At 60.9% G+C, this 12,578-nt stretch carries 11 protein-coding genes; 6 read left to right on the forward strand and 5 right to left on the reverse strand.

The annotated features are described in order from the left end of the window. Positions 1–52: 52 nt before the first annotated feature. The 3 genes from ACTZWY_RS18765 to ACTZWY_RS18775 all read right to left on the reverse strand — a co-directional run bounded on the left by ACTZWY_RS18765 (position 53) and on the right by ACTZWY_RS18775 (position 3,580). The gene (locus ACTZWY_RS18765) at positions 53–943 is read right to left on the reverse strand and encodes an ABC transporter permease (protein WP_444792238.1); all 891 of its coding nucleotides are present in this window, start codon (positions 941–943) and stop codon (positions 53–55) included. Then, positions 936–1,916, reverse strand: a complete 981-nt coding sequence (locus tag ACTZWY_RS18770; protein WP_444792239.1) for an ABC transporter permease — start codon at positions 1,914–1,916, stop codon at positions 936–938. The genes ACTZWY_RS18765 and ACTZWY_RS18770 overlap by 8 nt, the downstream gene beginning before the upstream one ends. A 71-nt stretch (positions 1,917–1,987) precedes the next feature. Next, complete coding sequence (locus tag ACTZWY_RS18775; protein ID WP_444792240.1) at positions 1,988–3,580, reverse strand: ABC transporter substrate-binding protein; 1,593 nt, start codon at positions 3,578–3,580, stop codon at positions 1,988–1,990. A 124-nt stretch (positions 3,581–3,704) separates the two neighbouring features. Between ACTZWY_RS18775 and ACTZWY_RS18780 the strand changes: the two genes are divergently transcribed. Next, positions 3,705–4,643 carry a LysR substrate-binding domain-containing protein gene (locus ACTZWY_RS18780; RefSeq protein ID WP_444792241.1) on the forward strand — a complete coding sequence of 313 codons (939 nt, stop codon included), beginning with the start codon at positions 3,705–3,707 and terminating at the stop codon, positions 4,641–4,643. Between the two features lie 294 nt (positions 4,644–4,937). Here ACTZWY_RS18780 and ACTZWY_RS18785 read toward each other — a convergent pair whose 3' ends face one another. Beyond that, complete coding sequence (locus ACTZWY_RS18785) at positions 4,938–5,426, reverse strand: EF-hand domain-containing protein (protein ID WP_444792242.1); 489 nt, start codon at positions 5,424–5,426, stop codon at positions 4,938–4,940. A 205-nt stretch (positions 5,427–5,631) separates the two neighbouring features. On the opposite strand from ACTZWY_RS18785, the gene ACTZWY_RS18790 reads away from it, so the two are divergent. The 3 genes from ACTZWY_RS18790 to ACTZWY_RS18800 are packed head-to-tail and all read left to right on the forward strand — an operon-like array spanning position 5,632 to position 8,220. Next, the gene (locus tag ACTZWY_RS18790) at positions 5,632–6,621 is read left to right on the forward strand and encodes an ABC transporter substrate-binding protein (RefSeq protein ID WP_444792243.1); all 990 of its coding nucleotides are present in this window, start codon (positions 5,632–5,634) and stop codon (positions 6,619–6,621) included. Continuing rightward, a complete protein-coding gene (locus ACTZWY_RS18795) occupies positions 6,611–7,435 on the forward strand; it encodes an ABC transporter permease (RefSeq protein WP_444792244.1) in 825 nt (274 codons plus the stop codon). Before ACTZWY_RS18790 ends, ACTZWY_RS18795 begins: the two co-directional genes overlap by 11 nt. Beyond that, the gene (locus tag ACTZWY_RS18800) at positions 7,432–8,220 is read left to right on the forward strand and encodes an ABC transporter ATP-binding protein (protein WP_444792245.1); all 789 of its coding nucleotides are present in this window, start codon (positions 7,432–7,434) and stop codon (positions 8,218–8,220) included. Before ACTZWY_RS18795 ends, ACTZWY_RS18800 begins: the two co-directional genes overlap by 4 nt. A 221-nt stretch (positions 8,221–8,441) precedes the next feature. Here the strand turns inward: ACTZWY_RS18800 and ACTZWY_RS18805 are convergent. Beyond that, positions 8,442–9,715, reverse strand: a protein-coding gene (locus ACTZWY_RS18805) for an IS3 family transposase (RefSeq protein WP_444792246.1) whose coding sequence is annotated in 2 segments (ribosomal slippage) — positions 8,442–9,457 and positions 9,457–9,715 — 1,275 coding nt in all. Because the reading frame shifts where the segments join, the coding sequence is not laid out codon by codon here. A 70-nt stretch (positions 9,716–9,785) separates the two neighbouring features. On the opposite strand from ACTZWY_RS18805, the gene ACTZWY_RS18810 reads away from it, so the two are divergent. Both ACTZWY_RS18810 and ACTZWY_RS18815 read left to right on the forward strand, forming a co-directional pair. After that, positions 9,786–10,187, forward strand: coding sequence for a GIY-YIG nuclease family protein (locus ACTZWY_RS18810; RefSeq protein ID WP_444792247.1), 402 nt, complete (start codon positions 9,786–9,788; stop codon positions 10,185–10,187). 86 nt (positions 10,188–10,273) lie between these two features. Then, a complete protein-coding gene (locus ACTZWY_RS18815; RefSeq protein WP_444792248.1) occupies positions 10,274–12,394 on the forward strand; it encodes an AAA family ATPase in 2,121 nt (706 codons plus the stop codon). Positions 12,395–12,578: the final 184 nt, after the last annotated feature.

A 12,578-nucleotide genomic window follows, 5' to 3' on the forward strand; every position in this document is an offset into this window, starting at 1 on the left:
GAGGTTGGAACTTGTTCGGGTGAACGGTCGGCTATGGAAATTTCCATGAATTTTACCCCGCCTGCTTGGTCGATGATCCAATGGCACGCGCCATGCCATCTACCATGAAGTTCAAGCCGATGATCAGACTAGAAAGCATCATCGCCGGCAGCAGCAAGAACCATGGATCGGTAAACACCACACCCATTGCTTCTTGCACCATAAGGCCCCAGTCCGGCGTTGGCTGACTGATGCCAAGTCCGAGAAATGACAGCGCGCTTATCTTGAGAATTGCGGATGATGTCCGCACTGCGAGTTCAACACCAAGAAGGCCCGTTAGATTGGGCAGAATTTCTCGCCGCAAGATCGCCCCGGTTCGCTCTCCGCGCAGTTCTGCGGCGCGTACAAAATCCAGTGAGGCCAGAGAGATCGTTCGAGCGCGAACCACCCGGACCACGCCCGGCATGTAGACAATCGCCACCACGATCACGAGTGATGACAGGTCCTTGCCAAAGGAAAGTGTCAAGATGGCGATCAGGATCAATTCTGGAATCGCCATAAGAGTGTCTACGAACCGCATGACGATTTCGTCCAGCCGCCCACCTCGATACCCTGCGACAAGGCCCAGCATTGTGCCAACCATGAGCGCCATGGCCACGCCCAGAAAAGATACCGTCAGCGCTACCTGCCCACCGGCCATCAACCGGCTCAGATAGTCGCGCCCGATCTGATCGGTTCCCATCCAGAATTCGATAGACGGCCTCTCAAGGGGGGCACCCACAAGGGCACTGGTGGGGTGCGGGGCAACCCATGGATGAAATACTGCGAGCACGAGATGCGCGATCACCAATACAATCCCGAATACGGCCACCGGGTCACGCAGCACCCGACCTGCGATCTCAAGCGATGGCCGCGAATGTGTTGCGGTGCGACCAGTAGAAACGACAGCAGAAAGATCAGACATTGGAATCCCTTCCGCGGCGCACGCGCGGATCAAGCAGTAGTACTGCCAGATCAGCCAGCAAATTGGTGAAAACGACAGCAAACGCAGCCATGAAGGCAATCGCCTGAACCGTCGGGATCTCGCGCTGCGCCAATGAGCGTAGCAACTCCAGACCGGCGCCCGGAAACTTGAAAACCGCCTCGATGACCACTGTTCCCGAAATCAGGCCAGCAACGAAATAGGCGGTCCCACTCAACATCGGGATCACCGCGATGGGCAGAGCGTGGACCAATGTAATCCGCAGTTTCGAGACGCCGGACAACCTGACGCGCTCGATGAATTCCGATGACAGCGCATCAATCATGCCCGTGCGCAACAGCCGGAATTGATAGGCGACACCTGAGATACACAAAGCCATGACCGGCAGGACACTGGCACCCAGAACGGTCAGGGCTGGCGCGTTGGTGTTGAACAGGATCACGGCTGGCACCAGCCCGAGCCAAACCGCGAATACGATCACGAAAACATTGCCGACGACAAAATCCGGCATTGAATAGGCAAAAAGTGTTGCTCCGCTCAGTCCGGTATCAAGCCAGCCTCCGGGGCGCAGCGCCGCGACAACCCCTAGCCCTATCGAGAGGACCAGCACCACAACCGTCGTCAGCCCGGCCATGATCAGAGAATTCATCAAAGGATGATAGACGCGGTCGATGACTGGTTCCTGCCGCGTCAATGTGACTCCGAAATCAAAAGTGAACAATCCCCACCACATATCTGCGAAGCGGATCCATGCAGGCCGGTCCAGCCCGGCGGCTGCGCGTAACTGCGCAAGATCGGCCTCGGAATAGAACATCAGTTCGTCCTGAGGAATCGTGGCGGTGATCGCATCGCCGGGCAGGATCTCGGTGCCGATGAAAACCGCCAGCGCGACAAGGCTCAGGATAACAACAGCAAGCAGCAATCGCCTGAGGATCATGGTCAGAATGCGTTCCATCTGTCTGCCTTATGTCGGGGGACAGACCGGCGGGCAGATGGCCCCCCGGTCCATAAGAGGAACGGCGACGATCAGCCTGAAATCCAGAAATCGTCGAACCGGCTTGACCAGTTCTGCGAATGCGACCGCAGGTTTACGACCTCCGGACGGTGCGCCAGCATGTTGCGCCGACCACCGAGCATGATTGCTGGCGTGTCTTCATGCGCGATACGCTGCAACTCTTGGAACATCTCGAAGCGCCGTGCGTCGTCAGGCTCTGCCACGGCCTGAGCGTAGAGGGCGCTGTAGCGCTCCGCCAATTCACCATGCCAACCACCCGGCTCGGTGCTGGTCCCTGCAAAATCCATGCGACCCATGTTAATTGCTGGGTTGCGCGGGCCAACAAGACTGCGCCGCGGGCGCCCTACGGGTGCGTTCACAGCCAGCACATAATCATTGAACCCGTCACAAGGCATTTCGCGGATTTCCAGCGTGATCCCGGCGCGACGAACAGATTCTGCAACGATTGCCATGATCCGTGGCTCTTCGGGAAATGAAGGGCAGAACACGATGGTCGGCAAAGTTACACCGTCCGGGTAACCTGCCTCGGCAAGTAATCGGCGTGCTTCGTCGACGTCCTGCGCGACGTCACGCGGCAAGAATTCAGGGTTAAGTGCCGTCATGTGAGTGTCGTTGCCGACCCATGTGTCCGGGTCATTATAGACGATGCGGTTGATAGCATCGCGATCAATCGAGAGTGACAATGCTTTGCGCACCTTCGGATCATTCCAGACCATATCGATGTTCTTGGGCATGGTCAGCAGGAATTGATCGCCGCCGGGCGACATATGGACTTCGCCACCGGCATCGCGGTACTGCCCCGCGGTTGTCGGATCGATGTTGAACACCGCATTGAACTGCCCGGCTCGGAAACCGTTAATTGCAGTCTGCGATGCGGTGATATAGCCCTCCAGCTCATCCGCAAACGGGCGACCTTCCATCCAGTAATCGTCGAATCGGACAGCCTGAAATCCACGCTTGTTGTCGATGTCGATCAGTCGGTAGGGGCCAGTGCCAACGCCATCAAACCCCAGGCTCTCTGCCTCGCCTGCTGGCCAGATGGTCAACCTGTATTCGGCCACGACGTAGGGCCATTCGGCATAGCCGCCGGTCAGATGCATCCGGACCGAATAGCGCCCTGTCGCTTCGACATCGGCAATCCAGTTGGTGGCAAAACCCGATCCGCGCTGCGCAACATGAGCCTTGAAGGACGATACCACGTCTTCGGATGTCATCTCCTTGCCGTTATGAAACCGGACACCTTCGCGCAGGGTGAAGTCCCAGACCGCCATCGTGTCATCGGCAGCTGACCAGTCCGTCGCAAGTTCGGGGCGGACGGTATAGTCGTGATCAACCCATGTGAGGCAGTTCCAGACCGAACGTGTCAGCAGATCTATCCAGAAATACGGATGCTCGCCACGGTCAGAAGATCCGATCGCCCAATTTGGATAGGTCTGTGCGTAAACCAGCTTGCCGCCATGCCTTGGGGTCGAACCGGCCGGAAGCGCCGCCCAGTCGGGCGTCCCTGCGGCTGCTGTCCCGGGAACAAGAAGGCTTGAGGCGCCACTTGCGGCGACCGTGGCGCCGATTGCCAAGAGAAAGTCCCGCTTTGTGATAACTGGCATGAGTGATCTCCAAGATGTTTGCATGTGAGATGAGGACGGGGTAGCTCGATATTGGGTGCCTTGATGGCCTATCTAAAAACCTTATGCAGCAGAGAGCGGTATAAATGATTCGCATGACACGGCCATGACAGGACAGCAGATCTCCAGGGCGGCAGTGGGAAAAGATATCGCTGCGCTCAATCTGAATTCGCTCAACGACTTGCGCGCATTCGTGGCTGTTGTTGAGCATGGAAGCTTTTCTCTCGCGGCCCGCCAGTTGGGCGTGTCTCAGCCTGCGGTTTCGCAGAGGGTTCGCAACTTTGAAATCGCGTGCGGGCTGCATCTTCTCGACCGCCGTTCAGGCGTCGCATTGGCGGATACCGGGCGCGAGATTTATCACCGCGCACGATTGGTCATCGCACGCGTTGATGAACTCGAAGCGACGGCACTGGACCTGCTTGGTCTCAAAGGGGGAAAGCTCTCGGCAGGGTATGCAACACCCGCATTCGCCATACCGCTAATCGCCCGGTTTCGTGAGAAATTTCCGGCTATTGAGGTCGAATACCAGTTTGGAAACACCGCGTCCTTGTTTGAAGGACTTCGGCAATGCCGTTTGGACGTCGCAGTGACGTCGCTTCTGTCTGTGCCCCAAGATCTTGTCGCCCGGCAAGTCGCAACTCAGAAGCTGATGCTGTGTGTTCCAAAGAAGCATCCCCTCGCTCAGGAGAAATGTTTGTCGATTTCGCAAATTGCCGATGCGCAACTGCTCATCCGAGAGCCTGGATCGATGACCCGAGCGCTGGTGGAGCAAGCATTCAATAAGCATGATCAGTTGGCAAATCGAGTGACAACGATCCCCACGCGAGAAGGTGTCAAAGAGGCTGTGGCTGCTGGATTAGGCTTTGGATTTGTTCTGAGTGGTGAATTTGGGAGCGATCCCAGGCTTGTCGCCGTAGAGCTTCTAGATACGTCGGAGCCCGTCGGCGTATATGTCCTTTGTCATTCAGAAGCTGCGGATCTCCCAGCAGTCCAGAGCTTACTTGAGATGGTTGAACCCGATGGCTTTTTGCCTGTGGCCGGGTAGTTTGTGAAGTGTCCCCAAACAGCCGCATATACCGCTCACGGTGTTTTAAGTATTTGTCGGAAAAGGTGACGCAAATGGCGTGTTATCGCTAGTCGCCGTCGGTTACTCGCGCTGTGCGAAGTCGGTCTGCAGTTCGACATGCCCGGCCCTTTGTCGCCAGTGAACCTGTCAGGTAAGTATCACCAAAGCGCTCGATCAGGATAGAACCTCTGCGCTGCTGCCTTTCAATGTCCCGCGACTCGCGGGATGGCCAGCATCCACCCGCTGCGGTCGCACCCGCGGCGGGTGTCTGTTTCAGAAATCATTCAGGTCGATGCGTCCGTCGCCATTTCTGTCAAGCGCGGCAAACAGGCGCGCCGTTGATGTCAGGAACTCTTCTCGCGCGATGCGTCCATCATCGTTTGTGTCGTTGAACTCCACCGACATTGCAGAGTGGATGATCGCACCGGTGGGGTTGGCATTCTGGGCTTGTCCGCGACGGCCCCCGGCTTGCTGCTCTGCGCGGTTCTCGGCCTGACGCTCCAGCCGCAATTCCCCTTGGGCCGTGACCGTCTCGGCCATCTGCGCCAACTCATCCGCCGCCAGATAGCCGTTGCCATCGTGATCGAACATGTCGAACAGATCCCCCCGGCGCGTCTGCATATCGTCCAGCGAGACATAGCCTGTTTGCGACATGTCCCACGACTCAATGAAACTTGCGCCGCGCTGGCCGTTGCCTTGCGCCTGTGCGCCGGTCGCAAGCATCAGGGCGATGGTGCTGGCGCTGATCAGGGTGTTTGTCATCTGGTTTTCCTTTGTGATGTGGTGGCCTTTCAACGTGGTTGTGCGGCCTTTCTGTCGGGCATGCGGCAGCGGGTCGCAGCTGCGCCGCGACATATGCGCACAGTTGAATATTTCAAACCTTCCAGAACTGGAAGGTTTGATCTGTGTCATGGATGAAGGGGGGATGGCGGCGCAATGCACCGTCAGCAACAGAAGGGTTTTTGCCATGATTTCATCTGGTTTCACACGTCGCAAGGCGCTTCTCGCGGGCGCAGCACTGCTGGCAATGCCTGCGATCTTGCGGGCAGACGGGGCGCGTCTGCCGCGTCTGGTGCTGCAAACGCCCGGCTCTGGCCCCGGCATCCTGATGGCGCATGCGCGTGCTTTGGGGCTGTTCGACGCCATCGCCGATCAGGTCGATCTGTCGATCTGGACAACAGGGGATGAGATGCGCGCGGGGCTGGTGTCGGGCAGCGTGCCTGTGGCCGTGGTGCCGACGCAGGCGGCGGCAAGCCTCTATAATCGCGGGTTTGGCATCAAACTGGTCGCCACGCTGACCGAGGGGCATTGCGGGTTGGTTGCGCGCGGGGTGGAGGGTTGCACCATCGCCGATCTGCGCGGGAAATCGGTGGTGGTGCCTGCCTTCAACGATTTCACGGGCCATATGATGCGGCTGGCGTTGGCGCATCATGGCGTGGGGCTGGATTCGCTGACGCTGATCCCCGCCACAACGCACATGGAGGCGGCGCAGGTGCTGCTGGCTGGCCGCGCGGATGTGGCGCTTCTGGCCGAACCGGGGGCCACAGCGGCGCTGATGCGGGGGCGCGCGGAGGACCAAGACCTGCATCGCGGGGTGCAGATGCGTGATGAGTTGGGCCAGATCACCGGCTTGCGCCCGTCGCTGCCGCAAGCATCGCTGGCCATGCATGCCGATTACGCCGCCGATCATCCGTGGCTGGCAGGGGCCTTGACCGAAGCGCTGACACAGGCCGCAGAGGATCTGAACGCCAACCCCGCGCAGGCCGCCGAGAATGCCGCCCCTTTCCTTGAGCGCGCAGCGCCATTGCTGGCGCAGGCTATTCCCTTCGCCCATATCAACGTGTTGTCGGCCAAAGTCGCGCGGCCAGAGGTCGAGGCGCTGTATCAGGCGCTGATCGCGGCTGATGCGGGCATCATCGGCGGCGCGTTGCCGGATGACGGTCTTTATGCTGTCTGATGCAAGCCTGACAGCGCGGCGGGCGGAATGGGCCGAAATGCTGCCCATTCTGGCCGCGCGCGCGGCGCTGCGCTTCGGCCCGCCCGCCTTTGGGATCGTGCTGTTTCTCGCAGCATGGCAAGCCGCACATTGGCATTACGGGGCGTTCATCCTGCCGTCACTGTGGCAAACCCTGCTGGCCGTCTGGGCCACGCTGTCCAGTGCCAGCGGCTGGGCGGCGCTGGGGGCCACCTTCGGGCGGGTCGGGCTGGCGCTTGGCCTGTCGGGGCTGATCGGCGGGGGGCTGGGGTTGGTGGCGGGCTATCTGTGGTTTGTGCGCGCGACACTGGCCCCGGTGGCCACGATCCTGCTGGGTATGCCTGCCACGGCCTGGGTGATCCTGACAATGATCTGGTTCGGCCCCTCGCATGGCTCCATCCTGTTCACGATCGCCATCGTGATCGGCCCGATCCTTTATATCGGGACGGTTGATGCGGTGCTGACCCGCGACCGGCGGCTGGAGGATATGGCGGCAAGTTTCGGTGCGTCCCGTTGGGCCCGCTTCCGCACCATCGCGCTGCGGCAAATCCTGTCCAGCCTTGGTCCGGTCATTGGCATTGCGCTGGCGCTGGGGTTCAAGGTGGCGATCATGGCAGAACTGGTGACGAATGTAGCCGGGCTTGGCGCGCAGATGGCGCGGGCGCGGGCGCATATGGATATCGACATGGCGCTGGCCAATGTCGCCTTGGCGGTGGCGGGGCTGGTCATCATCGAGCATCTGGTCATCCGCCCGTTTCAGACGCGGCTGGGCGCATGGAAGCGGGGCGTGGCATGAGCGGGCTGACACTGGCCACGATCACCCACAGCTTTGGGCCGCGGCGTGTGCTGGATACTGTTTCGCTGGTCATCCGTCCGGGCGAGCTGGTGGCGCTGGTCGGCCCGTCTGGCTGCGGAAAAAGCACACTGGCGGCGATTGCAGGCGGCATAATGAAGCCCGATCAAGGCCGCATCCTGCGCCAGTATCAGCGTCATGGCATGGTGTTTCAGCAATCGCGCCTGCTGCCATGGGCCAGCGCGCGCGACAATATCGCCTATCCGCTGACCCTTGGCGCGCTGCCCCGCGCCGAGGTTGCCGCGCGCACGAATGCCGCCGCCCAGGCCGTGGCGCTTTTGCCTGATGATCTGGACAAGCTGCCCGCGCAACTGTCGGGCGGGATGCGCGCCCGCGTGGCTATTGCCCGCGCGCTGGTGGTCGAGCCGGAATTCCTGATTTTTGATGAACCCTTTGCCGCCCTCGACCCAGCGCTGCGCCGCCGGATGCAGGATCTGGTGCTGTCACTGGCGCAAACACGCGGCTTTGGCGGGCTTTTCATCACCCATGACGTGACCGAGGCCACACGCCTGTCCCACCGCATCGCGGTTATGGACCGGCAGGGCAAGGGCATCCTTGGCAGCCTGACCCCGCCCGGCACGCCGGGCCAGCGCAATGAGGCGCAGATCTTCGACTTCACTCAAGATGCACGAAATGACCGCTTGCTGCATGATCTGGTCAATGTCGATGAACGCGCCGTCACGATTGATTGCGCCTGCGACACGCTGGGGTTTCAGCGCTGTTGTTGAAGAAAGCTTGGCGGTGATGAAACGACGATTTTGGATGCGACCCGACAGACCAAATCAGATGGAATGGTTGCCGCCCTCCCCAGACGGCATCGCAATCTGCGAAGGTCGTGGTGTTCAACGCCACGCGAATAGGAGGACGGCGACATGAGGGATATGATGATCGGTGTCGATCTGGCAAAGAATATCTTTCAGGCTCATGAGGCTGAATAGCCCCTAGTTTGCTAGACGCCTTGCCGTTTCTGTTGCTGTTGCTGTTTCTGTTGCTGTTCGAAGGCGATCGGCGACAGCATCCCGTTCCTAACGTGTTTGCGCTGTGGGTTGTAGAAGAACTCGATGTAATCGAACACGTCGCGCCGCGCTTCTGCACGGGTTTTGTATTTCTTGCGCCTGATCCGCTCGCGTTTGAGCAGGTTGAAGAAGCTCTCGACGACGGCATTGTCCCAGCAGTTCCCACGGCGGCTCATGCTGGGGACCAGATTGTGCTGCTCGAGAAACTCCTGCCACTCATAGCCGGTGAATTGGGAACCTTGGTCGGAATGCACATGGACCTCAGTCTTTGGTTTGCGCCGCCAGACGGCCATGAGCAGGGCTTGCAGCGGCAGGTCTGCATAGGTGCGACCCTGCATCGACCAGGCGATGACCCGCCTCGAAAACAGATCGATCATCGAGCCATGGGAACGCCACTGGTCCGAGAGACCATGGCGAGGGGCCAGATACAAGAAGCCTTCATGGGTGCGGATGTAGGTGATATCGCTCGCCATTGTTCTCGAACCAATGGCGCACAATGGCTCGCCCCAGAACTGATCAGGCGCATCGACATCGAACTCTCGGTTCAGGGTATTGTCAGCCACGACGGCAGGGCTGCCACCATAGGATCCGGGCTTCTTTTTATAACCAATCTGGGCCCTTATGCCCGCCAGGCGGGCGAGGCGCCAAACCCGGTTGGGGCTGATGTCCTCGCCCATATCGCACAGATCATCATGCAGCTTGCGATATCCATACACCTCGCCGCTGTCATCCCAAGCCTGCTTCAACAGCGCGGTTTGACGCTGATCCTCCTGCACCCGTTGAGAAAGGGGTTCCCGCAGCCATGCATAAAAGCCGCTGGGATGAACCCGCAGCATCCGGCACATCGCCCTGACCGCAAAGATCAGGCGGTTCTCGGCAATAAACGCATACCTCACCGGGATTCCCTGGCGAAGTATGCGCCTGCCAGCGGTCTCGAACCGATGGCGTCCACTGGCAGGCCCTTTTTTAGGATATCCCGCTCCTCCGTGACCCGTGCCAAATCGCGCTTGAGGCGACGGATCTCATCAGCCTGGGCATCGACCTCTTGGATCACCTTCGCTGGCCGCGAAAACTGCTTCTGCCAAGTGTAGATGGACTTCGTGCTGACGCCCAACCGCTCGGCCACCTCCCGCACGGGATAGCCTCGATCCTCAACCTGAGCGACCGCGTCGCGCTTGAACTCATCTGTGAATTTGTTTGCGGACATCTCGTCCTCCTTGCTTCCAAAATTACCAAGCAAGGCGTCTACAAATCTAGGGGCTATTCAGCGGGTCAACATGCACTGGGGGCAGGTCGATTGCGCGCGCTGCGGGTCGAGTTGGACGGCGCGACGATCCATCATCTATCTCGTCCGGATCACCTGGCCCGAGAGACGGGTGTCTGTCATCAAGCTGGGCTACAGCGCGAATCCTGCGAAACGCTTTCGGCATCAGTTGGGGCTGGGTCCTTCTGCGCAGATCGAGGTGCTGCGCACTGTCACGCTGCCGACGGGCCATTGCGCCTGCGCGCTTGAGAAACAGGCCCATGCTGATCTGCGCAAGCGCTTTCCCGATCAGGTCATCCCCCCGGCTGAATACGCGGGTCTGATCAATGTCGTGACTGAGATCTACCACCCGGATCTGAGCGATCACATCCGGGACCGTCTCGACCAGATTGCACGGGATCACCCTGAGAGCTGACAGCTCCTCCACCCCTCTGCCTGTCCCCCCCCCCTCTCATGGCGGGGCCAGCGCATCCTGAATTCTGATTTTATGGGAGATTTCTTATGCCAGCCACGCCACACCCGCTCTCCGACATCAACACGCATCCCGGCTTTGCTATCGCGCAGGACTGGTACAACCGCCACAAGCCGGGCCTGCCCGAGGCACCGGGCGCGACCGCAGAGCTTCCGCCGATGTCGGGGGGGGGAGTACTCGAAAAGTTTTTGGGTGATCGCAGTTCCGTCCGTGTGCCACGCAAGACCCTACCACTGGATCTGGTGCTGATCCTGACACTCGCGCGCGCGATTGCGCGGGGCGGCGTTGACCGGCTTGGCGCCCCGGCGCAGCTTTGCCTTGTCCATGGCTGGGCTGCAGCGATGTCGCCCCTGCAGGATCTTCTTCTCCATTCGGCGCTTGAGCGTGCCTTTCTGCACACCACGCCCGAGCGGCCAAAGATCTTGCAGTTGGAGGGGGGAGCGCCGGGGTCGCGCGGGCAGGGAGAACGGCGCAGAACGCTTGCGCAGCAGATTACCAAGGCGCTGATCTGCGGCAGAGGGATGGTCGTACTCAATGCAGCCCCCGCCGATGTGACAGATGAGCTGCGCCGCCTTTGCGCCAGGGATCTGCATCTGCCCCGCCCGGACCGGGCGATGGTTATGGCCCTGTTGGCACTACTCTTTCCCACGGCGCGCGATAAGCTGATGCTGGACGCTCTGCCATCCGATGAAGCGCTCGCCCGACTGACGCCGCTGGAATTGACAAGCGCGCTGCATGCACGCGGGATCCGCGATGCGCTGGCCGCGCTGCACCGTCTGAGCGCGCCTGTGCTGCACGCGGCCCAGCCCGGCGACCTGCGCGGGCTTGACGCCATCGCCGGGCAGGCGGACGCCGTGGCGATGCTGCGCAGGCTCGCGGTCGATATTGACCGCTGGCGCGCAGGCGGGCTTGCTTGGTCTGCCGTGCCGCGTAGCATGATTTTCCACGGCCCTCCCGGCACTGGCAAAAGTATGATGGCGCAGGCCTTCGCCGCCGAGACTGGCCTGCCGCTGATCGCGACGTCCTATGCGGAGTGCCAGAAATTCGGCCATCAGGGGGACATGCTCGCCGCACTTGATCACGCAGTGGCCGAAGCCGTAGCCCGCGCGCCTGCGATTTTCTTCCTCGACGAACTGGACGGCTTCAATGCGCGCACGGGTGCAGGTTCGAATCGCAACGAAAGCTACATTCGCGCGGTGATCACCGGCCTGTTGCGCCAGCTCGACCGGCTCATGGCGACGGACGGCGTCGTGCTGATCGGCGCGACGAACGATTTGCCCGCGATCGATCCGGCCATCCAGCGGGAGGGGCGGTTTGACAGCAAGCTGTCGATCACCGCGCCTGACCGTGCCGCACTCGCGCAGATCCTGCACCATCATCTGGGCTCCACAGACGCCCCGGACCTGACCACTGCTGTTGCCCGCGCGGCCGCGCGGCTGGTGGGCACAAGCGGCGCTGCGGCTGCGGCGCTGGCCCGCGCCGCGCGCGCCCGCCAGCGTGAAACCAACGGCCCGCTGGCCGAGGGGCTGCTGGCCGAGCTGGAGATCCACCATCCCGCAATGCCCGCCACTGAGCAGCGCCGCATCGCGCTGCATGAGGCCGGGCATGTCATCGTGGGCCTGTTGTCAGATATGGCCGTGCCTACTGCCGTGCGCCTGACACCCGATGGCGGCGTGGTTCACTGGCCCACAATCGCGTTCCACACGCGTGCCAGCGCCCTGGCTGAGTTGCGCATGCTCCTCGCAGGGCGCGCGGCCGAGCAGGTGTTTCTTGGCGCACCCTCCAGCAGCGCGGGCGTCGGCCCGGACAGCGATCTGGCCCAGGCCACATTGCTCGCCCGGCAGATTGAGACCGAATGGGGCATGGGGGATGGCGGGCTGATCTGGCATCCCGGCATGCCGGTGTCCTTGCAGCATATGTCGTGGTTGCCCCAAAAGCTTGACCACCTTATTGCAACGGCCGAATCTCAAGCCCGCGCCATCATTTCGAAGCATCGCGGCACTGTCGACGCCCTGGCGCAAGACCTGCTGGACGCGCACGACATGACAGGGGCGCAATTGGCAGCTTGGGTCGCCAGACTCCGCGAGCTCAATGCAAAAACCGCTCCGGAAAGCCTGCCCGACGGTGTCATCCCGTTCGAACCGGGGTGAGGCCCGCGCCTTATCCAACAGCGAAGCTCACACTTCACCCTTGGGGATTGCACGAAAACCAGCTAAAATTTCAGTGTGACTGGTCGCGATCTGACGCGCCAGGCCAGTCACAGCGAAGGGGTAAACGCCAAATGATACCCCGCTCGCTACCCCGCGAGGACAAAGACCTCAAAAAATATAATTA

Source organism: Roseinatronobacter sp. NSM (assembly GCF_052379845.1).
Classification (GTDB): Bacteria; Pseudomonadota; Alphaproteobacteria; order Rhodobacterales; family Rhodobacteraceae; genus Roseinatronobacter.